We start from the raw sequence: 21,273 nt of genomic DNA, 5'->3' as shown, positions 1-21,273 counted from the left end.
GTGTGAAGCGGAGGACCCGTTGGGGGCCCTCAGGCGGTGGTCACGAACGGGCGGTGTTAGCCCGCTTTCTTTGCTTACTTTCTTTGCGGCGGCAAAGAAAGTAAGTGCCGCCCCGCACAGGGGCAACACTAATAAACCAATAACATCTCGCGGATGCCAGCAAAAAACCCTGGCACACCAAACCTACACCAATCTCCCCACCACCTCCTCAAGCGAAACCACCCCCTTCCGCGTCGAAGACAAACCCTCAAACTCAATCCATCCTTCATTAAACCCATCAATCATCTGCATACGCGGCAGCGGATTCTGCATCCCTTGCGAGCGAAACAACGTTTCCCATTCCTCTCGAGGCACAACCTGCATGGAAACAGGCCGCGCAAGCGCATCAGCAAACGCAGCAGCAATCTCATTGGGTGTCACGCGCCGCGGCCCTTCAAGCTCGACAACACGCGTCCCGACCCACGAATCCTGCAACAACTCAGCCGCGACAAGCCCGATATCATCAGTCGCCACCATCGGCACAGGCTTATCCAAAGGCTGCAAAAAGCTTGGAATCACACCGTGCTCGCGCGCCGGCGCAACATCCCATGCAGAATTCTCGAAGAACCACGCAGCGCGAAGAAACGCCACAGGCAACGGCAGCGTTCGCAGCGCCTGCTCCATGAGCCCAAGCTGATTCAGCAGATTAGGCTGCACAGCCTGCGCGCCAATAGTAGAAAGCACGACCACCCGTGACGGCTTCGCCGAACTCAAAGCAGCCCGCAGCGCGTCAATATTGCGCCGTGACTCGGCAAAATCCGGCGAAGGATCAAACACAGGCGGCAGCAGCACGAACACGCCTTCGGCACCTTCGAACGCGCGCGCCAACGCAGCCTGATCATGCATCTCCGCTAGCGCCACTTCGCAGCCCCGCGCCGCCCACGGTGCACCCTTTTCCGCGCTGCGCACCACCGCGCGCACCGCCTTTCCCTGCGCCAGCAGCGTTTTAGCAACCACGCCGCCAACCTGACCTGTAATACCTGTAATTGCGTACATCCTCGAACTCCCATTCAATTGCAAATGACTTGCGACGGAGTTCATTCTGGCCGGAGGCAGCCCTTTACACCATGACATGAGTGTCATTTGATTCATGACACAATGTCATGCATGGCAACGCATTGAATCGCACCAGAGGAGCACACGATGTCCTTCGACGAACGGATTCTCAACGGCATGGGCGTACTGACGGCCATCGTCGAAAGCGGCAGCTTCGCGGGCGCAAGCGAGCGGCTCGACATGTCGCAATCGGGCATCAGCCGCTCGGTCGCGCGGCTCGAAGCGCGGCTCGGCATTCGCCTGTTCGACCGCACCACGCGTACCGTCAAGCTCACCGACGAGGGCCTGCGCCTCTATGAACAGATCGTGCCGCTGATGGACGGGCTCGAAGAAGCCGCCGCATCGGCAGCGGGCGGCGCGACGGCCGTGCGCGGAAGGCTGCGCGTGAATGTCGATCCGTTCTTCTCGAAGATCGTGCTGAGCCCGCGTATCGGCGATTTCGTCGCGCGTTATCCGGATCTCAATCTCGATCTCATCACGCGCGATCAACTCGGCGATATGGTCGCCGACGGCTTCGACCTCGCCGTGCGTTTTGGCGAGCCGCGTCCGTCCACGCTCGTCGCGCGTCGGCTGCTCGATACGCGCATCGTGACGGCAGCGTCGCCCGGCTATCTGAAGAAGCACGGCCGCCCGTTGAAGCCCACCGATCTCGAACGCGAGCCGCACAACTGCATCCAGTATCGCGATCCGGAGACAGGACGGCCGTTCGTGTGGGAATTTCATCGGCCGCGCAAGAAAGTGATCATCGATGCGCGCGGTCGCCTGATGGTCAACGATGTCTCGACAATGCACGGTGCGTGTCTCGCGGGTCACGGCATCGCGCAGATCATGGCGCTCGGCACGCAACCGCTATTCGACAGCGGCCGTCTCGTCGATCTCTTTCCCGACTGGCCCGACGAGCGTTTTCCGCTCTACGCGCTCTACCCCTCGCGGCGTCATCCGTCCGCGAAGGTGCGCGCGTTTCTCGACTTCATCGTCAGGATCACCGGCTCGCCGCTAAACGACAAGCCGTGGTACTGACGTGGCAGCCGCGCGTCATTTGCCGTTCTTGACCCGCGCCTGCTCGGCGATCGCCTTGTAATCGTAGGTCGGATAGAACTCGGTGGTGTAGCCGCCCCACGCGGTCTCCTCGATCGCGCGGTTCACCTCGCGCAGCCGGTTGGCGGGCACGCGCAGCGTCACGACCTGGCCGACACCCATCATCACGTACCACGACACTACCTCGATGCCCGGCGGCGGAAACGCCTTGTAAAAGCCTTGCTCGGCCAGTTGCTGGTTGATCTTCGGCAGCGGCTTCGACTGATCGTGCTTCAGGAAGATCGTCAGCAGGAAGGTGCCGTCGCCCGCAGGCGTGGGCGGCGGCGCCGCGCCGGGGTTGGTCTGCGCGACGGCAGGCAGCGGGGCCAGCGCGGCGAGCGTCGTGACGAGGGCGATTCCGGCGATCCAGTTACGAACGGCGTGCATCGGCTTTCTCCTTGGTGTTGTTGACGAACGGTGTTGAGGAAGGCATCGCTGCATTCATCATGCCACCGCTGCGTGCCATGCACATGACCGGGCCTCAGCAGATTTAAGGGTAAAACATATGTTGCAATAATTATTTTCATGGCAACATTCGTATACACGCTACGGATACAACCCGAGGATCTGCAATGAACCGACTGACTTCGCTCGCACTTGCCCTGTGCGTCGCGGCGCCCTGCCTCATCACGACGACGAACGCCGCCGCGCAGGACGCGCCGCCGACGCTCGCTAAAATCGAGGCTGCCAATCTGATCGCGATCGGCCATCGCGAGACGTCGGTGCCGTTCTCGTATGTCGATTCGAGCAATCAGGTGATCGGCTTTTCGCAAGACCTGTGCAACCGGATTATCGATGTCGTGAAGGCCAGAACGCACAAGCCGAATCTGCAGGTGCGCTTCATCCCCGTTACGTCGCAGAACCGCATTGCGCTGGTACAGAACGGCACCGTCGATCTCGAATGCGGCGTTACGACCAACCTGACATCGCGTCAGAATCAGGTCGCGTTCGGCGATACGTTCTTCGTTGCCACTACGCGGCTGCTCACGCGCAAGGATTCGGGCATCAAGGACTTTCCCGATCTGGCCGGCAAGACGGTCGTGACGAACCAGGGCACGACATCGGAGCGCATTCTGCGCAAGATGAACGAAGAGAAAAAGATGAACATGCAGATCATCAGCGCGAAGGACTATGGCGAAGGCCGCATGACGCTGGAGACGGGTCGCGCCGTCGCGTACATGATGGACGACGTGCTGCTCGCCGGCACACGCACGCTGACGGCGAAGCCTGCCGACTGGGTGATCACCGGCACGCCGCAATCGTCGGAAGCTTACGGTTTTATGCTGCGCAAGGGCGACCCGGCGTTCCTGAAGGTGGTCGACGACACGCTCGCGCAGGTGATGAAGAGCGGCGAGATCGACGCGATGTACGACAAGTGGTTCATGAAACCCGTGCCGCCGAAGAACATGAACTTCGATTTCCCGATGAGCGACAACCTGCGCACGCTCTACAAGAATCCAAACGACAAGGCGTTCGAGTAAGGCTCGCCAGCAACGGGTATTGGGCCATGCGCATGGCGCCGGAGTAAAATCGAACGAATCGCAACTCGTGACGATCTGCTTCGGAGCCAGAATGAACACGCCTTCGCCGAAAGAAGACAAGACGCGCTGGAAACCGTCGCCCGTGCTGTTGAACGTGCTGACCGCGCTTGTGGGGATTGGCACGTTGGGTGCCGGGATCGGCTGGCTCGTCTATAGCTGGTATGTTGACCTCGAAGTGCCTTACTTTGCGATTCCGCTTGTGATGTGTGTTCCTGTGATTGTGGCTGTTGCGTTTCGGAATATGTTTGATTGAGGTAGGGTTTTTGGTTTTGTCTTTGCGACGCTGGTTTGGATTGCTTGTGTTTGCGCTGGCATCCGCGTTTTGTCTTGCCTGGTTCACGCGCTGCCCCTGTGCGGGGCGGCACTTACTTTCTTTGCCGCCGCAAAGAAAGTAAGCAAAGAAAGCGGGCTAACACCGCCCGTTCTTGACCTCCGCCTGAGGGCCCCCAACGGGTCCTCCACTTCACACGGCAACCTCGCTGGTCGATGCCCATTGCCAACGCTTCGAACAGACGCTTCACCCACTTCAAGCACCCGCAACACAGCCAGCGGCGTCGAATGGTCACGGCCGCCCAGGTGGCAAACTGTGTGTAGGTCGTGGTACTTCAAGCCTCAGCGCTCCTACGACACCGACCTTGCTTTCGAGCCACGACCTTGGTTTTCAGTCTGGAGTGATGCGCGTACGTCGCGACGGCCGACACACAGTTTGCCGCTATAGAACGTGGGCAATTTGATCGCGCGTGTGGCGACGCGGGAGTGTGAAGCGGGTGATGAGCCAATTCGAAGCGTGGGCAGCGGGCATCGAGAAGAGCGATGCCGCGAACAGGACGGGGCCGTTGGGGGCCCGTGGGCAAAGAGAAGAGCTGGCGGTGTTCAGCGGCTTTCTTTTGCCTACTTTTCTTTGCCGCGGCAAAGAAAAGTAGGTGCCGCCCCGCACAGGGGCAACGCATGAAGAACCAACAACAAAACGCGGATGCCAGCGCAACCACAAGCAAACCACCCAGCGTCGCAAGACAAATCAACAAACATCACGCAAATGCCAGCGACAACCCCAACCCCAGCGCCGCAGGCAAATGCAAATGCAAAACCAAAACCAAAACCAAAACCAAAACCGTCAAGCAGCCTTAGCTGACGCAACACCATCATCAAGCTCGCCGCCAAGCGCATCAACAACCCCGTCCAGCAGCTTCGCCAGTTCCCCGGTCATCAACGTGAAGTCAGAATCAAACTGCTCATCATCATTCTGCGCGGTGGGATCACCCGCTTCCTTGATCACGTCGAGCGCCGTCACGCGCTTGATAGTCAACGAAGGCGTCAGCACAAACGACACACGGTCATGCCACGTCATCGCAAGCCGCATGCACTGCTTTCCAGCTTCGATATGACGGCGCATATCTTCCGCTTCGAGCGCATGACCAACATAGCGCACCGTCGCATTGCCTTCAGCGGGTGAACGCAGTTCGGTATCCTGGTCGAGCGTGAAATTGACGGGACCTTCGCCCGCGAGCAACCAGTTCGTCATCGCGGACACGGGCGCGTCCGCCACGCGCACGCTCGTAATCGGCAACCGGTCGACCGACTTGACGAGCAGGCCCAGCACATCGTCGCCGAGCGCCTGCGATGCTGCATCGATCACGAGCCAGCCATTGACAGTGTCGATCCACACGCGCGTATCGCGCTGGATGCTGAACGCGCGCGGCAGCAGTTCGTCGGTGACCTGCTCTTTCAGGTCGCGCATCTGCTTGCGGCCCGGCTTGAAGCCCTGCTGCTCTTCGAGTTCCTGTGCGCGCGCCCTGGTCACCTGCGTGACGACGGAAGCCGGCAGCAGTTTCTTTTCCGCGCGGAACGTCAGCAGCATCTGCTTGTTGATCGAGTAGACCAGGGAGTCGTTATTGCGCGGCGACGTCCAACCCTGACGCGTCGTCTCGACGCTGTTGGCCGGCTGGAATGCATGCGGCGCGAGCCACTTTTCCATTTGCTCGACGCTCACATTCCACGGAGCGGGAAGACGGTGAAGCTGTAGATTCTTGAACCACATGGCGAGAACGGGCAAAGCGCGTCATTCTATATGACGTTGGCGGCGCGGAGGATTTTTGCTTCCTCCGCGCCCACTTTTATGCCGCCTTCATGCTCCGTTCAGGCTGCCGTCAATGTCAGCTCGCCATTCCTGCCTGCACCTTCGCGGCGACATCGGCGGGCACCCACGTCTTCCACATCTCAGGATGCGTACGCAGGAATTGCGTGGCCATCGTCGATGCATCCAGTTTCTTGACGCTCATGTCGAGGATCGTCGCGTTCAGGAAGTCCATTGGAAACTTGACCTTCGTGAACAGCGTCATCAGTTGCGGCTCGGCGTTGTAGAACGGTGTCGACGCACCAACCGTCACGTGCGAAACCATGTACGACGACGCGCACTGCTGCGTGCTGCTCTCGTTGCGCAGCGTCTGCCAGCATGCATCGTTGAACGCAGGCATCTTCAGCTCGGTCAGCTTGTACTTTGCCATCAACGCAGCGGGACCCCAGTAGTAGAACAGGATCGGCGCGCCACGCGTGTAGGCGGAGGCGATCGCGGCATCGAGCGCCGCGCCCGTGCCAGGGCGGAAGTTCGTGTACGACTCGTCGAGCTTGAGCACTTTCAGCAAACGCGAGTTCACGCGCTCGCAGTCCCAGCCGCTCGGACAGTTCAGGAAACGCCCCTTGTTCGGCTCTTCGTCGTCGGTGAAGACGTTCTTGTACTTCGGCAGATCCGCCACCGACGCGAGCCCCGGCGCCGACGCCTTGATGCCGCGCGCCGGGTCGCCCTTCACGACGTAATCGGGCACGAACCAGCCTTCCTTCGTGCCGCCCGGCAGCGTGTCGCCGACCAGCTTGACGCTACCCGTTTCGACGGCCTTCGCGGTGATCTCGCTGCGGCCTGTCCATTGCTCGGCCCAGACCTGCACGTCGTTGTGCGCGAGCGCTGTTTCCGTCGCGGCCGTGCTGCCGGGCACGACATCCGTTTTGCAGCCGTAGCCTTTCTCCAGAATCTGTCGCAGCACTTCCGTCGCGAAGGCGCCGCTCTCCCATGTGATGCCCGCGAAATGCACGGTCTTGCCGGCGCTGCACCAGTTACCGGTTTTAGCGGCGTTATTGTCGGCGGCGTGGGCGCTGCCTGCTGAAAATGCAGCTGCCGCCGTGGCGACGGTAGCCAGCAGCTTGATGGATCGCATCATCGAATGTCTCCTGATTGCCGGGAAGGTCTCGAATCTTGTTGTGATCGGCCGCGCGAATGACGCGACCCGCCGCGCCATCGCAGGAGCGTGACAAGGCAACGCGATTGTGCGGTCCGTTTTTTTCGACGATGAAGCGATGTTTTTTGATGCCGGGTATGAGTCCGGCTCAACTTCGGGTTTCTACGGTGGGGTTTGCGCGCAATTGGCTCTCAGCGCGACGGATAGCAGAAGCCATAATCTTCGCAGCCAGGACAGCCCGGCGCGGGTACCGGCGCGCGGCCCTCGGCAAGCGCCAGTTCACGCGCAAGAAACTTCTTCCAGCGCGTGTTATCCGTATTGCGAGCGACGAGGCGCGGATAGTGGCGCGTGAGGATGTCAGTCACATCGTCGCGGCCGTCGAGCCCGAGATCGCGCCACAGATGGTCGGGACGCAGGCACGCCGTTGCGATGATCGTTGCGAGACATTGTGCGTCGGCGTTGGTCGCGGCGAGCGAGGACTCATGATCGAGCAGCATCGCGCGCAATGCATCGACGAAATGTTGATGTTCGCTCGCGGCGATATATTCGGGCGCCGCATGCAGCGCCCCGGCAGTGCGGAAATGGCGCTGGAGCAGGGCATCGAGCGCAGCGCGTGTCAGACCGAGATGCAACAGATCACCACTCGCGACCTTCGCGCCGATCAGCCGCGCGAACATGACGGCATCGGCCGCGGCATGCTGCGGCGCATGTTCGAGCAGGCGCGCGACTTCCACGTCGCGTGCACGATTCGGGTCTGCCGTCATGCAAATGCTCCCTGTTGCGTCGATGTCCCAGCCAACGCGAATGAGCGTGTCGTCGGGACCGTTGAGACTGAACTCGTACATGCCCCACGGCTTGCGCTCGGGGCTGCCGCCTCGTTCCAGTATTTCACCCTTGAACCGCGCTGCAAGCGCGTCCACGTCGCGACGGTACAAATACAGCGCGAATGGATTTCGCCCCGGCACGAGCCACGTTTCGACAGCGTTCGTCAAATGCACTTCGCCGCCGTGGTCGTCCGTGAGGATCCGGTAGCCGTCGTACCGGGCGCCCGGGCGCTGCGTAAAACCGAGCCGCGCGAAGAAGTGCTCGGCGGCATCCAGATTGTTCGTGGGCAAAATGGCGATCAACCGTTCCCGACTGGACATGACTTTCCCTTGACCTGTGAACGCGCGCATCAAGCATAGCGCAGCAGCGTCACGGCGTACCCGTCGCGCCGAACTTCTTGCGATATGCACCCGGACTCGTCAACGCAATGCGCCTGAAATGCCGGCGCAGCGACTCCTCCGAGCCGAAGCCCGCAAGTTCCGCGATGCGCGACATCGGCAGTTCAGCGGCCGATTCGAGCAGTTCGCGCGCCATCCCCACGCGTTCGCGTATCAGCCATTCGTAAGGCGCCATGCCCGTCGCGTCGCGGAACTGCCGCTGCAACGTGCGCGGACTCATCGCCGCCTCGTCGGCAAGCGACGCAAGCGTATGCGCGTGCGCGGGATTCGCCCGCACATAGTCCATCAGACGCGCGAGCCGGCCGCTGTCGTCCTGCGGCATCGGCCGCGGCACAAACTGCGCCTGGCCGCCTTCGCGATGCGGCGGCACGACGAGCCGCTGCGCGACGCGGTTGGCAATCGCGCTGCCGTAGTCGCGCCGCACGAGATGCAGCAGCATGTCGATTCCCGCTGCCGAACCCGCCGACGTAATCACCTGCCCTTCGTCGACATACAGTGCGTCGGGCTTCACGCGCAGCTGCGGATAGCGTTGCTGCAGTTTGTCCGCGTAACGCCAGTGCGTCGTCACCGTCTTGCCATCGAGCACGCCGGCTGCCGCCAGCACGAACACGCCCGAGCAGATCGAACAGACGCGCGCGCCGCGCTCGACAGCAGCACGGATTTTCTTCAGCAGCGCTTCGGGCGGTTGCTCATCGGGATCGCGCCAGCCGGGCACGACGATCGTCGATGCGCGGTCGAGCATCTTGAGCGTGTACGGCGCGGCGATGCCGATCCCGCCCGCCGCGCGAATCGGCCCTGGCTCGACGGCACACACGGCGAAGCGGTACCACTGCACGTCGAGTTCCGGCCGCTCGAGCGCGAACAGTTCGGTCACGCAGCCGAATTCGAAAGTGCACAGGCGGTCATAGACGAGCGCAGCGACGAGATGATCTTGCATGGCGCGATGTTACCGGAGATCGCTAATCACGCCATCACGTCAACGCCGCCTTCGGGTTTATCTGCCGTCCTGCTTGCCATCGACGGTCACGAGTTCGAGACCTTCGTCGAGCCAGCCTTGCACGCCGCCTATCATGATCTTGACGGGGCGTCCAAGCTGCGCCAGCCGGATTGCGCCACGCGTCGCGCCGTTGCAATGCGGTCCCGCGCAATAGGTCACGAACAGCGTATCGGGCGGATAGTCGGCCAGCTTCGACGCCACGATCTTGCCGTGTGGCAGGTTGATGGCGTGAGGCACATGGCCGCGCGCATACAGCGCAGGACTGCGCACGTCGAGCAACACGAAATCAACCGCGTCCGGGCTCTGCGCAAAGGCCGCGTTGACATCGGAACAATCGGTTTCAAAGGCAAGCGACGCGCTGAAATGTGCGAATGCGGCGGCGCTATCGGCGGCAGCAACGGCGGATACGGGTGACATCTTCTGGCTCCTCGGTGTTGAGTACGAAGCCATTATCTGGTCCGGATGCAGCATGCGACAGTGGCGCAAATGACAACTATCGGTAACATCACGCCATCTCGCGCGGCATCACTTGACCAGCGAAAACGCATCCCATGATGGATCGACAGGCGTGTGCGGATTGTGAGCCAGCGCCTCGGCAATGAGCGGTTCACACGCGCCATAGTCGGAACCAATACTGTCGCTGTGCGCCTGCGGGAAATTCACGGCCCGCACCTTGCCGCCCCAGCGGTCGACCATCGCCGTCATGCTGCACTTGCCCGCGCCGCCCACTTTCACATCCAGCACGAGCGCATTCATGTCGAGTGCCGCATCCGAGTTGGAGAAATTCCATTGGACTTCGAGGCGAGCATCCGGGCCGTTTGAATTCACGAGTTTCATCGTCTTGTCGGGAATTCCGACCGTTTGCACGAGATCGAGCACATTCGACCCAATCAGCTCGCCTTGCGGATTGCGCGCCTCGTGCATGCGAATTTCACTGCAACCCGTCAGCAACGTGAAGAACAGGATGATCGTCAGTCGTGGCATGTCTTCTCCCATGAAGAGCGCATCGCTGGACGCGCGTTTTGGTGACATTGCCTGTGCGACACGCGATGCGGCAAACGGGTTCCTGTTTTTTTGCCGATTGAAAAATTGCAAAGCCTTACTTTCACGAACGGACCGCCGGCTTGCCTAAATTATGTGCAAATCAGGCCGATACCCTATTCATCATCTATTGCGCGAACGCGCATTGATTGGGTAATGTTCAGCGGCGCTGGAAACCCAGACGGCAGGCGGAAAGCAGCGGTTCAGAAACGGGACAGGAACGCCTATTTCACGCGTCGCCGAATAACGCATTCTGCGACCAAACCATGCCATGAAAATGCCGCAAAAACGCTTCGAATCATTTCGGCAAATATTTGAATCAGCCTTTTAAAATTTTCCTCAATATTTTAGAAACGCTGCCGTTAACCAGTCGAGGGAACTTCCTCTTGCGACGGAACTGACATGCAGAGCACTTACAATCTGGGTCTGGTTGTCGTGTCGCTCGCCGTCGCAACACTGGCTTCATACACGGCGCTCGACCTGGCCGGACGAATTTCGACCATGGCATCCGCCCGCCTGCGCCACCTCTGGCTGGCAGGCGGCGCAGCCGCAATGGGCACGGGCATCTGGTCGATGCACTTCATCGGGATGCTGGCCTTTTCGCTGCCCATTCCGCTCGGCTACGACTTCTCGATCACCGGCTACTCGCTCATCATCGCGATGATCGTGTCGTACTTCGCGCTCGTTCAGGTCGCGCGCCCGGTGCTGTCGACGAAACGCCTCTTGACGGGCGGCCTGCTGATGGGCTTCGGCATCGCGGGCATGCACTACACGGGGATGGCCGCGATGCAGATGCAGCCGGGCATCCAGTATCACCGCGGCCTGTTCGCCGCCTCGATCGCGATCGCAATTGCCGCGTCGATCGCCGCGCTGTGGATCGCCCACACGCTGCGCGACTCGACCCAGCATCGCGTGCTGGTGAAGCGGATCGGCGCAGCCTGTGTGATGGGCGTCGCGATCGTCGGTATGCACTACACGGGCATGGCGGCCGCTGACTTTCTGCCCAACTCCGTATGCGGCGCGGCCCGTGGCGTCAATGAGCAATGGCTCGCGACCACGATCACGCTGTTCACGCTGGTGATCCTGATCGTCACGCTGATCCTGTCGCGCGTCGATGCCCATACCACGTTCCTCGCCGGCTCGGTGTCGCTGCTGAACAACCAGATCGTGCGCCTTGCCACCTACGACACGCTCACCGACCTGCCCAACCGCCGCACGCTGACGGAGCGCATCGACCGCGCAATCCACGCGTCGAAGCTGAGCCGTCGCGGTTTTGCGATCCTGTTCATGGATCTCGACGGCTTCAAGACGATCAACGATTCGCTCGGCCACGCATTCGGCGACGAAGTGCTGAAAGCCTTCGCGAACCAGTTGCGCCAATGCGTGCGCAATGTCGATACCGTCGCCCGGCTCGGCGGCGACGAGTTCGTCGTGCTGGCCGAGAATCTCGGCGCGCCGCAGGACGCGGAAAAAATGGCGGAAGCCGTGCTCGAACGGATGCGCAAGGGCCTCAACACGGAAAGCCAGACGCTGCAGATCATGCCGAGCATCGGCATCTCGCTGTATCCGCAGGACGGCGATTCCGTCGACGAACTGCTCAAGCACGCCGACGCCGCGATGTACGAAGCCAAGCGCGGCGGCCGCAGCACCTATCGCTTCTTCGAAGCACACATGAACGAAGCCGCGATGCGCACGCTCAAGATTCAGAGCGCGCTGCACGAGGCGCTCGGCAAGCATTATTTTTCGCTGCACTTCCAGCCGAAGTTCCGTGGCGACAGCGGCGAAGTGGCGGGCGCGGAAGCGCTGATCCGCCTGAATCATCCGGACATCGGCGTGCTCGCGCCGATGGACTTCATTCCTATCGCCGAGCGTTCGGGGCAGATCGTCGAGATCGGTTATTGGGTGGTGCGCGAAACGTGCCGCCAGATTCGCCGCTGGGAAAGCGCCGGCCTGCCGTCGATGAAAGTCGCGATCAACCTGTCGCCGCGCCAGATGGCGCAGCCCGATCTCGTCGCGAAGATGCTGGAGATCGTGCACGCGGAAGGTGTCGCGTGCGACCAGATCATGTTCGAGATCACCGAGACGGTGGCGATGCAGGACGCCGCGAAGACGACGGAGATGATCCGCGAATTCCAGACCAGCGGCTTCGAGATCTCGATCGACGACTTCGGCACGGGTTATTCGAGCCTCGCCTATCTGCAGCGTTTTCGCGTGAAGCAGCTGAAGATCGACCGCTTCTTCACGAACGGGCTCGATGCAGACGGCCACGAAGGCAGCGCGATCGTGCAGGCGATCATCGCGCTCGCGCATTCGCTGGAAATGGACGTGGTAGCGGAAGGCGTCGAAACGGCTTCGCAGCTCGACAAGCTCAAAGATCTGAACTGCGACGAAATGCAGGGCTTCCTGCTCGGCAAGCCGCTCACGGCCGACGCGTTCAGCGAACTGCTCGCGGAGCGCATGCCCGCGACGTAAGTTCCGCCGCCGGACTAAAGCTCAACCGCGCTTACGATTGCGCGGCGACCGCGTCGGGATTTTGCAGCACGAACACCGCGGGCTCGATCAGCGGATTCGCGGATGCCGGCAGGAGCCAGATCCGCCGAAACCAGCGAGCCTCAGGCGGCGAGCAGCTGCTGCAAATGGACGCGCAATGTTTCGCTCGCCGGCGTCATCGGCGCGCGCAAATCGCCCTTCATCAGACCTTGCGCGGCAAGCGCCGCCTTCACGGGCGCGGGATTCGATTCGGAAGTGAGCGCGCGGATCAGCGGTACGAGCGAATGGAACAGCGCGCGCCCTTCCTCTAGACGCCCCGCCTTCAACGCGCGATCGAGCGCGACGAAACGCTCGGGCCACACGTGCGCCGACGCCGCGATCGCGCCGCTGCCGCCCATGCAGAGCGTGTCGAAGATGCGGATGTCGTCGCCCGCAAGCACTTGCAGCCGGCCGTCGAGTATCAGCGCGTGCGTGGTGTCGAGCGAACCCGCGCAATCCTTGATCGCCTGAATGCGCGGGTGCGCCGCGAGCGAAAGCAGCGTCTCGAGTTCGATGCGCACGCCCGTACGAGTGGGAATGTCGTACAGCACGACGGGATGCTCGCTCGCGTCGGCAAGCATCGTGAAATGGTCGGCGATGCCTGCCTGCGACGGCCGCACGTAGTACGGCGCCGATATCAGCAGGCCCCCGAGCGGCAGCGCATTCAGACGCAGCACGCGTTCGCGCATGCTGCGCGCATTGTTGCCCGACACACCGACGATCACAGGCAGCGCGCCGCCCGATGCATCGAGCGTGGTGGCGAGCACGGCTTCCTGCTCGTCCGTATCTAGAGACGAAGGCTCGCCCGTGGTGCCGAGCGCGACCACGCCCGCGACGCCCGCGCCGGCATAGAGCCCGATCAGGCGGCGCAAGGCAGCGTGATCGACGGAACCGTCTGCGGAAAACGGTGTGACAAGCGGAATCCAGATACCCGAAAAATTGGACATGACTATCCTCGAACGCGACCGTACGGGAACCGTTCAGCGGCGAGGAAACAGGATCAAGAGCGGGAAATTCGGGGACCGTTGATCGAGGCTGTTCCGTCGCACACCTGACGGAACAGCAGCTCCGGTCAGATGAGCGACTGTTTTTTGGCTTTGGAAGTGGCGATGCCCACGCGTGCGGGGGCGGCGCGCCGTTGCGCGTCCATTTCCACACGATTCTGAAGCCATGAGCCGTTTTCCATGTCCGGCAGTGTAACCGCAAAATGGCGCCCGATGCCGCGAGCTTTTCGCCCGCACGGGCTCAAAGCCGGCGCGCGGCGAACGGATGCGCGAAATTTCTTGACTTCCTCGTCCAGCGAATTAATATACGCAACGCGTATATTCACAGAATCTCCTGACGAAAAGAGGTAGCCCATGACCGTCCCGCAACAAGCCTTTCTCCGTGACGCGATGCGGCGTCTGAACCTCACCCGCGACGGCTTCGCGACGCGCATCGGCGTGTCGAAGCGTGCGCTCGACACGTGGCTGCTGCCCGACGATTCGCAGGAATCGCGCGCGATGCCCGAGATCGTCGAGCGCTTCGTGTCGGAGATCGTCGTCAACGGCGCACCCGCCGAAAAGCATACGCAAAGCGTAGATTCGCAGTCGCTGGCGAGCCAGATGCTGTTCGAAGGCAAGCCGCAGCTTTTGTCCGTCGATCAGTTCTCGCGCGATTCGGTCGAAGCGCTCTTTCGCGTGGCCGATATCATGCAGCCCATCGCGCGCCGCCGGAAAATCTCGCGCGTGCTTGAAGGCGCCGTGCTCGGCAACCTGTTCTTCGAGGCCAGCACACGTACCCGCGTGAGCTTCGGCGCGGCATTCTGCCGCCTCGGCGGCTCGGTGTGCGACACGACGGGCTTCACGTTCTCGTCGATGGCCAAGGGCGAATCGATTTATGACACGAGCCGCGTGATGTCCGGCTACGTCGACGCCCTCGTGATCCGCCACCCGGACCAGGGCTCCGTGGCCGAATTCGCGCGCGCGACCAACATTCCCGTGATCAACGGCGGCGACGGTCCCGGCGAGCACCCGAGCCAGGCGCTGCTCGACCTGTACACGATCCAGCGCGAGTTCTCGCGGCTGGGCAAGATCGTCGACGGCGCGCATATCGCGCTGGTGGGCGACCTGAAGTACGGGCGCACCGTGCACTCGCTCGTCAAGCTGCTGGCACTGTATCGCGGCATCAAGTTCACGCTCATTTCGCCGCCCACGCTGGAAATGCCCGCGTACATCGTCGATCAGATTTCGCGTAACGGCCACGTGGTCGAGCAGACCAACGACCTGAAAAACGGCCTGCGCGGCGCGGATGTCGTCTACGCGACGCGTATCCAGAAAGAGCGTTTCGCTGACGAGTCGTTCGAAGGCTACACGCCCGATTTCCAGATCAACCAGGCGCTCGTCGATACCGTGTGCGGCCCGGACACGCTGATCATGCACCCGTTGCCGCGCGACAGCCGTGCCGGCGCGAATGACCTGAGCACCGACCTGAATCACGATTCGCGCCTCGCGATCTTCCGTCAGACAGACAACGGCATTCCCGTGCGGATGGCGATTTTCGCGGTACTGCTGGGTGTCGAGAAGCTGGTTCAGCATTCGATGCGCGATGCTGCATGGCGCCCGCCGGCGTATCTCGGTCCGGACGATGCAGTGTTTCATGGCATCGATTGAGCGGTCTATAAGCTGAGTCGTTGCTGGTTCATGCAAAACGCGCGTTGATGTTTGACGCGCGTTTTTGTTTTTGCACGACACATGCCTGTTCCCGAAAGTGGCGTACGCGCCATCCCACCGCCATCTTCACGCCACCTACCCGTCACCACCTCGCCACGCCGGGTATGCCACGATGAAGATTCGCTTTCCACGTTGCAACACGCACCGCAAGCATTCACCTTGCGCGCCGCGTTCCGGGCAACGTGAAGACGTTTGAGAAAGCAGTTCGCCGCGCGTGCGGTCGTCCTGTGAAGTTCTGCGCGTGCGGCATCGAAATTGCTCATTGATATGGCTTGCCATGCACCGGCCGCGGCTTCGGCTTCGATGCGCCGCAAGCCTGCATCGAACTTCCACGGAGCAAGCAGAACATCATGTCCCACGATATCGAATGTCAGGGTTCGTGCTCGCAACACGATGCGCCGTCGAACCGCGAGGACGAGCATGACGCCTCGCCTTCCAGCAACTCACGACGCCGCTTCCTGCAATCCGCAGCGGCGGCTGCCACGGTAGGCGCCGCGCCCTACGCAAAGTCGCAGACTCAAACGCCACCCGCACCGCAACCCGTTGCACGCACAACCGTGCCGCCGCGCCCTGTGAAGCTCAACATCAACGGACGCGATTACACGCTGCAACTCGAGCCGCGCGTCACATTGCTCGATGCACTGCGCGAATATGCCGGCCTCACGGGCACAAAGAAAGGCTGCGACCGCGGACAATGCGGCGCGTGCACGGTGCTCAGCAATGGCCGCCGCATCAACTCGTGTCTCACGCTTGCCGTGATGCACGAAGGCGAAGCGATCACGACCGTCGAAGGACTCGCGAACAACGGCACGTTGAACCCGGTGCAACGCGCGTTCATCGAACAGGATGCGTTCCAGTGCGGCTACTGTACGCCGGGGCAAATCTGTTCGGCGACAGCTTTGCTCACGGAATTCGACGCCGGCACCGCCAGCACCGTTACCGCCGATGTGCGGCGCCGCCCGCCGCAACTGACCGAAGAAGAAATCCGCGAACGCATGAGCGGCAACATCTGCCGCTGCGGTGCGTACGTGAACATCGTTGCCGCCGTGCAGTCCGCGCATCGCGGCACGGTGGGCAGCGGCACCGACTACACGTACTCGACGTTCGTCATCAAGACGACCGACGTCGCGTAACGAGGAGACCATCATGGATGCAATCTCCTACGAACGCGCCGCCGATATCGCGGGCGCCGTGCGCGCCGCGCAGCAGCCGGGCACGATGTTCATCGGCGGCGGCACGAATCTGCTCGATCTGATGAAAGGCGGCGTGACGCGGCCCGTAAGGCTCGTCGATATCACGCGCATACAAGGGCTCGATCTCGTCTCGACGCTGCCCGACGGCGGCATGCGCATCGGTGCGCTGGTGCGCAATAGCGACGCCGCGAATCATGCGCTCGTGCGCGAGCGTTATCCGCTGCTGACTCAGGCGCTGCTCGCGGGCGCATCGGCGCAACTGCGCAATATGGCAACTGTCGGCGGCAATCTGATGCAGCGCACGCGCTGCCCGTACTTTTACGACACCGCGTTCACCGCCTGCAACAAGCGCCAGCCGGGAACCGGCTGCGCCGCGATCAACGGCCACAACCGCACGCATGCGATTCTCGGCGCGAGCACGCAATGCATCGCCGTCAATCCTTCGGATATGAGCGTCGCACTGGTCGCGCTCGATGCAACCGTGCGCGTGAGCGGCCCGCAAGGCGAGCGTGCGATTCCGATCGGCGAGTTTCATCGTCTGCCGGGCGAACGCGCCGATCTCGACACGACGCTGCGTCCGGGTGAACTGATTACGTCGATCGACTTGCCGCCGCCCGTCTACAACGAGCATGCGCACTATCTGAAGGTGCGTGACCGTGCGAGCTATGCATTCGCACTCGTGTCCGTCGCGGCCGCGCTGCAGATGGACGGCAACACGGTGCGCAGCGCACGCATCGCATTGGGCGGCGTCGCGCACAAGCCGTGGCGCGCAACCGCAGCCGAGCAGATGATCGCCGGTAAGCCACTGGATAACGCGACGTTGAGCCAGGCCGCCGCAGCAGCACTCAGCGACGCGAAGCCGCTGCGCGACAACGCGTTCAAGGTGCGGCTCGCGCAGAACGCGATCGTGCGTGCAGTGAACCAGGCAGCGGGAGGTGTGGCATGAGCACGATCATCGGACATCCACTCGATCGCACCGACGGCCTGCTCAAGGTCACAGGCGAAGCGCGTTACGCGGCCGAATTTCCCGAGGCGCGTCTCGCGCATGGCGTGCTGGTGACGAGCACGATTGCGAAGGGCTCGATTGCATCGATCGATACGAGCCGCGCAGCCGCATTGCCTGGCGTGCTGCTAGTGATGACGTATCAGAACGCACCGCGTCTGCCGAACGGCGGTCGGCCCGCGCTCGCGCCGCCGGCGGGTCGGCATCTGTCGCTGCTGCAGGACAACCAGATTCACTACAGCAACGAGCCGATTGCCGTCGTCGTCGCGGACACGCTCGAACATGCAACGGACGCCGCGCGTCAGTTGCGGATCACGTATGCGGCAGAGCCCGCAGCGCTCGATTTCACGCAAGCCAAGGCCACCGCGCACGCGCCGGACAAACCGCAAGGCCGTCAGACCGATACTACGCGCGGCGACTACGAAGCGGGCCTCGCAGCGGGCGTGGTGCGTGTGGATGCCGTCTACACGACGCCAATGGAACATCACAACCCGATGGAGCCACACGCGACGATGGCCGTCTGGGACGGTCCGCAACTGACGCTCTACGATTCGACGCAAGGCGTGACGGGCACGCGCACGTCGGTTGCGAAGACACTCGGCATGTCGCCCGACGACGTGCGCGTCATCTCGCCGTTCGTCGGCGGCGGCTTCGGCTGCAAGGGTTCGGCGTGGTCGCACGTGGTGCTGTGCGCGATGGCGGCGAAGCAGACCGGCCGGCCCGTGCGCCTCGCGCTGGAGCGACCGCAGATGTTCGGCTCAGTCGGCGGACGGCCGTACACCGAACAGCGCATGGTGATCGCCGCGAAGCGCGACGGCACGCTGACGGCGATGCGGCACGACAGCTTTTCGAACACATCGATGATCGAAGACTGGACGGAGACCTGCTGCATGGTCACGCGGATGATGTACGCGGTGCCGAATCAGGTGACGACGCATCGTCTGGTGCAGATGAACGTCGGCACGCCGACCTTCATGCGTGCGCCTGGCGAAACGACGGGTTCATGGGCGCTGGAAACGGCGATGGACGAGCTGTCGTACCAGTTGAAGATGGACCCGATCGCGCTGCGTCTGAAGAACTATGCGGAGAGCGATCCGCAGGAAAACAAGCCGTGGTCGAGCAAGGCGTTGCGCCAGTGCTATAGCGTCGGCGCTGAGCGTTTTGGCTGGTCGCGCCGCAAGCCGCAGCCACGTTCGATGCGCGACGGCAACACGCTGATCGGCCTCGGCATGGGGACGGCCACGTATCCCGCGAATCGCAGCGAAGCGGCGGCGCTGGCGCGCATTTTGCCCGACGGCACGGCGATGGTCGTCTCCGGCACACAGGATCTCGGCACGGGCACGTACACGGTGATGACGCAGGTTGCATCGGACGCGCTCGGCATAGCGCCCGAGAACATCCGCTTTGGCCTCGGCGATTCGTCGCTGCCGAAGGCGCCTGTGTCAGGCGGCTCGCAGTCGGTGGCGAGTGTGTCGCCGGCCGTACGGGACGCATGCGATCAGGTGCGCGGCAAGCTGGTCGCGATGGCCGTCGCGGATCATGGTTCGCCTTTGGCTGGCGCCGCGCCTGATGATGTGATCGTGCAGAACGGCTGGGTGATGAGCCGATCCGATCCGTCCAGGCGCGATCCTGTCGCAGCAGTTCTCGCGCGCGCGGGCGGGCAGCCGATTGAGGCGACGACCAGCGTCAAGCCGGGTGATGAGAAGCAACGCTATTCATTTCATTCATGGGGAGCCGTGTTCGCCGAAGTGCACGTCGATGCCGACCTTGGGACCATTCGAGTTGCGAAGATCACGGGCGTTTATAACGTCGGCAGGATGCTGAATGTGAAGACTGCGCGCAGCCAGCTGATGGGTGGGCTCGTATGGGGAATTGGCGCTGCGCTCGAAGAGGGGACCACGCTCGATGCCCAGTATGGGCGGTTTATTAATGCCAATCTGGCTGAGTATCACGTGCCGGTTAATGCCGATGTCGGCGTGCTGGATGTTGTTGTGCTCGATGAGCCGGATCCTTTTATCAATTCTCTCGGGTCGAGGGGGATTGGAGAGATCGGGATCACTGGTGTGGTCGCCGCTATTGGTAATGCTGTTTATCACGCTACCGGTGTCAGGGTGAGGGATTTGCCGGTTACTTTGGAGAAGGTTGTTCGGGTTTGAGGTTTGTTTGGGTTTGTCTGCGCGACGCTTTCTGTGGTTTGCTTTTGTTTTCGCTGGCATCCGCGTGAGGTGCCTGCGCGGCTTAAGCCTTGGTTCGGTTTGCCTGGGTTTTCGCTGGCATCCGCGATGCGCCTACGCGGCGCAGGCGTTGCCCCTGTGCGGGGCGGCACTTACTTTCTTTGCCGCCGCAAAGAAAGTAAGCAAAGAAAGCGGGCTAACACCGCCCGCTCTTGACCTCCGCCTGAGGGCCCCCAACGGGTCCTCCACTTCACACGGCAACCTCGCTGGTCGATGCCCGCTGCCAACGCTTCGAATTCGCTCATCACCCGCTTCACACTCCCGCGTCGCCACACGCGCGATCAAATTGCCCACGTTCTATAGCGGCAAACTGTGTGTCGGCTGTCGCGACGTACGCGCATCACTCCAGACTGAAAACCAAGGTCGTGGCTCGAAAGCAAGGTCGGTGTCGTAGGAGCGCTGAGGCGTGGAGTACCACGACCTACACACAGTTTGCCACCTGGGCGGCTGTAACCATTTGCTGCCGCTGGCTGCGCCACGGGTAATTGAGGCGGGTGAGGCGCCCATTCAAGGCGTTGGCAACGGGCAGTGAATGGCAGAACGCCGTGTGAAGCAGAGGACCGGTTGGGGGCCCTCAGGCGGTGGTCAAGAGCGGGCGGTGTTAGCCCGCTTTCTTTGCTTACTTTCTTTGCGGCGGCAAAGAAAGTAAGTGCCGCCCCGCACAGGGGCAACGCATGAACCAGGCAAAACATCACGCGGATGCCAGCACAAACACAAGCATTCCAAACCAGCGTCGCAAGACAAAACCAACCGATAATAGAACTGCCCCAGCGTCGCAGACAAAAAAGACCCGGAGACATCAAAATGCAAAAACCCAGCCGCTACCCCATCCCAACCCCTGGCGAATGGCCCGACGACATCCGCGCACGAATCCTTGAAGTGCAAACCAAAGCTGGCTTCGTGCCAAACGTATTCCTGACACTAGCCCACCGCCCCGACGAATTCAGAGCCTTCTTCGCCTACCACGACGCATTGATGCTAAAAGAAGGCGGCCTTACCAAAGGCGAACGCGAAATGATCGTCGTCGCAACCAGCGCAGTCAACAACTGCCTCTACTGCGTTGTAGCCCACGGCGCAATCCTGCGAATCTACGAAAAAGCCCCGCTGCTAGCGGATCAGATCGCCACAAACCCCGCCAAAGCCGACATCACACCGCGTCAAAAAGCCATGCTCGATTTCGCGCTGAAAGTCTGTCGCGACTCGGGCCGCGTCGATGACGCCGATTTCGACACGCTGCGCGCCCACGGCTTCAATGACGCCGATATCTGGGACATCGCCGCCATCACCGCGTTCTTCGGCCTGTCAAACCGCATGGCCAATGTGATCTCGATGCGCCCCAACGATGAGTTCTACCTGATGGGCCGCATTCCCCGCGAGCAAGGCGAGAAAGGCGAATAAA

21 protein-coding genes are annotated in these 21,273 nt (G+C 61.9%); 11 read left to right on the top strand and 10 right to left on the bottom strand.

Annotated features, from left to right (window positions below; genetic code table 11):
* Positions 1-183 precede the first annotated feature (183 nt).
* Complete coding sequence (locus G3O01_RS42770; RefSeq protein WP_205813522.1) at positions 184-1,035, bottom strand: NmrA family NAD(P)-binding protein; 852 nt, start codon at positions 1,033-1,035, stop codon at positions 184-186.
* A 147-nt stretch (positions 1,036-1,182) separates the two neighbouring features.
* Here G3O01_RS42770 and G3O01_RS42765 point away from each other — a divergent pair, with 147 nt between their 5' ends.
* A complete protein-coding gene (locus G3O01_RS42765; protein WP_205813519.1) occupies positions 1,183-2,115 on the top strand; it encodes a LysR family transcriptional regulator in 933 nt (310 codons plus the stop codon).
* 15 nt (positions 2,116-2,130) lie between these two features.
* Here the strand turns inward: G3O01_RS42765 and G3O01_RS42760 are convergent, their stop codons facing one another.
* Positions 2,131-2,559, bottom strand: coding sequence for a hypothetical protein (locus G3O01_RS42760; protein ID WP_205813518.1), 429 nt, complete (start codon positions 2,557-2,559; stop codon positions 2,131-2,133).
* A 185-nt stretch (positions 2,560-2,744) separates the two neighbouring features.
* Between G3O01_RS42760 and G3O01_RS42755 the strand changes: the two genes are divergently transcribed.
* The 4 genes from G3O01_RS42755 to G3O01_RS42740 all read left to right on the top strand — a co-directional run bounded on the left by G3O01_RS42755 (position 2,745) and on the right by G3O01_RS42740 (position 4,841).
* The gene (locus G3O01_RS42755; protein WP_205813517.1) at positions 2,745-3,653 is read left to right on the top strand and encodes a glutamate/aspartate ABC transporter substrate-binding protein; all 909 of its coding nucleotides are present in this window, start codon (positions 2,745-2,747) and stop codon (positions 3,651-3,653) included.
* A gap of 91 nt (positions 3,654-3,744) precedes the next feature.
* Complete coding sequence (locus G3O01_RS42750) at positions 3,745-3,966, top strand: hypothetical protein (RefSeq protein WP_205813516.1); 222 nt, start codon at positions 3,745-3,747, stop codon at positions 3,964-3,966.
* A 517-nt stretch (positions 3,967-4,483) separates the two neighbouring features.
* Positions 4,484-4,636 carry a hypothetical protein gene (locus tag G3O01_RS42745; RefSeq protein ID WP_205813515.1) on the top strand — a complete coding sequence of 51 codons (153 nt, stop codon included), beginning with the start codon at positions 4,484-4,486 and terminating at the stop codon, positions 4,634-4,636.
* A 25-nt stretch (positions 4,637-4,661) separates the two neighbouring features.
* Positions 4,662-4,841, top strand: a complete 180-nt coding sequence (locus G3O01_RS42740) for a hypothetical protein (protein WP_205813514.1) — start codon at positions 4,662-4,664, stop codon at positions 4,839-4,841.
* On the opposite strand, the gene G3O01_RS42735 is transcribed toward G3O01_RS42740, so the two are convergent.
* The 6 genes from G3O01_RS42735 to G3O01_RS42710 form a co-directional block, all read right to left on the bottom strand.
* The gene (locus tag G3O01_RS42735) at positions 4,828-5,751 is read right to left on the bottom strand and encodes a recombination-associated protein RdgC (RefSeq protein ID WP_205813513.1); all 924 of its coding nucleotides are present in this window, start codon (positions 5,749-5,751) and stop codon (positions 4,828-4,830) included. The two genes, G3O01_RS42740 and G3O01_RS42735, sit on opposite strands and share 14 nt — an antisense overlap.
* A 115-nt stretch (positions 5,752-5,866) precedes the next feature.
* The gene (locus tag G3O01_RS42730) at positions 5,867-6,925 is read right to left on the bottom strand and encodes an ABC transporter substrate-binding protein (protein WP_205813512.1); all 1,059 of its coding nucleotides are present in this window, start codon (positions 6,923-6,925) and stop codon (positions 5,867-5,869) included.
* Between the two features lie 209 nt (positions 6,926-7,134).
* Positions 7,135-8,088, bottom strand: coding sequence for a nitrogen fixation protein NifQ (locus G3O01_RS45475; protein WP_241024732.1), 954 nt, complete (start codon positions 8,086-8,088; stop codon positions 7,135-7,137).
* Positions 8,089-8,137: 49 nt separating this feature from the next.
* Positions 8,138-9,103: a transcriptional regulator FtrA gene (gene ftrA, locus G3O01_RS42720; protein ID WP_205813511.1), complete on the bottom strand. Its 966-nt coding sequence runs from the start codon at positions 9,101-9,103 to the stop codon at positions 8,138-8,140.
* A 57-nt stretch (positions 9,104-9,160) separates the two neighbouring features.
* On the bottom strand, positions 9,161-9,580 hold the full coding sequence (locus tag G3O01_RS42715) for a rhodanese-like domain-containing protein (RefSeq protein WP_205813510.1): 420 nt from the start codon (positions 9,578-9,580) through the stop codon (positions 9,161-9,163).
* Positions 9,581-9,688: 108 nt separating this feature from the next.
* Positions 9,689-10,147, bottom strand: coding sequence for a hypothetical protein (locus G3O01_RS42710; protein ID WP_205813509.1), 459 nt, complete (start codon positions 10,145-10,147; stop codon positions 9,689-9,691).
* A 459-nt stretch (positions 10,148-10,606) separates the two neighbouring features.
* Between G3O01_RS42710 and G3O01_RS42705 the strand changes: the two genes are divergently transcribed.
* Positions 10,607-12,676 carry an EAL domain-containing protein gene (locus G3O01_RS42705; RefSeq protein WP_205813508.1) on the top strand — a complete coding sequence of 690 codons (2,070 nt, stop codon included), beginning with the start codon at positions 10,607-10,609 and terminating at the stop codon, positions 12,674-12,676.
* Positions 12,677-12,816: 140 nt separating this feature from the next.
* Here G3O01_RS42705 and dapA read toward each other — a convergent pair whose 3' ends face one another.
* Positions 12,817-13,680, bottom strand: coding sequence for a 4-hydroxy-tetrahydrodipicolinate synthase (gene dapA / locus G3O01_RS42700; RefSeq protein WP_205813507.1), 864 nt, complete (start codon positions 13,678-13,680; stop codon positions 12,817-12,819).
* Positions 13,681-13,805: 125 nt separating this feature from the next.
* Positions 13,806-14,063, bottom strand: coding sequence for a hypothetical protein (locus G3O01_RS42695; RefSeq protein ID WP_205813506.1), 258 nt, complete (start codon positions 14,061-14,063; stop codon positions 13,806-13,808).
* 28 nt (positions 14,064-14,091) lie between these two features.
* On the opposite strand from G3O01_RS42695, the gene G3O01_RS42690 reads away from it, so the two are divergent.
* The 5 genes from G3O01_RS42690 to G3O01_RS42670 all read left to right on the top strand — a co-directional run bounded on the left by G3O01_RS42690 (position 14,092) and on the right by G3O01_RS42670 (position 21,272).
* Positions 14,092-15,384, top strand: coding sequence for an aspartate carbamoyltransferase (locus G3O01_RS42690; protein ID WP_205813505.1), 1,293 nt, complete (start codon positions 14,092-14,094; stop codon positions 15,382-15,384).
* 410 nt (positions 15,385-15,794) lie between these two features.
* On the top strand, positions 15,795-16,577 hold the full coding sequence (locus G3O01_RS42685) for a 2Fe-2S iron-sulfur cluster-binding protein (RefSeq protein ID WP_205813504.1): 783 nt from the start codon (positions 15,795-15,797) through the stop codon (positions 16,575-16,577).
* A 13-nt stretch (positions 16,578-16,590) separates the two neighbouring features.
* Positions 16,591-17,583 (top strand): xanthine dehydrogenase family protein subunit M, encoded by a 993-nt coding sequence (locus G3O01_RS42680; protein ID WP_205813503.1) that lies wholly within the window; start codon positions 16,591-16,593, stop codon positions 17,581-17,583.
* Positions 17,580-19,796 carry a xanthine dehydrogenase family protein molybdopterin-binding subunit gene (locus tag G3O01_RS42675; protein ID WP_205813502.1) on the top strand — a complete coding sequence of 739 codons (2,217 nt, stop codon included), beginning with the start codon at positions 17,580-17,582 and terminating at the stop codon, positions 19,794-19,796. The genes G3O01_RS42680 and G3O01_RS42675 overlap by 4 nt, the downstream gene beginning before the upstream one ends.
* 882 nt (positions 19,797-20,678) lie before the next feature.
* Complete coding sequence (locus G3O01_RS42670) at positions 20,679-21,272, top strand: peroxidase-related enzyme (RefSeq protein WP_205813501.1); 594 nt, start codon at positions 20,679-20,681, stop codon at positions 21,270-21,272.
* Position 21,273: the final 1 nt, after the last annotated feature.

It is taken from the genome of Burkholderia sp. Ac-20365 (assembly GCF_017104715.1).
Taxonomy (GTDB): domain Bacteria; phylum Pseudomonadota; class Gammaproteobacteria; order Burkholderiales; family Burkholderiaceae; genus Paraburkholderia.
The sequence above is the reverse complement of the archived record's forward strand: the minus strand, read 5'-3'. Positions and strand labels throughout refer to the sequence as shown.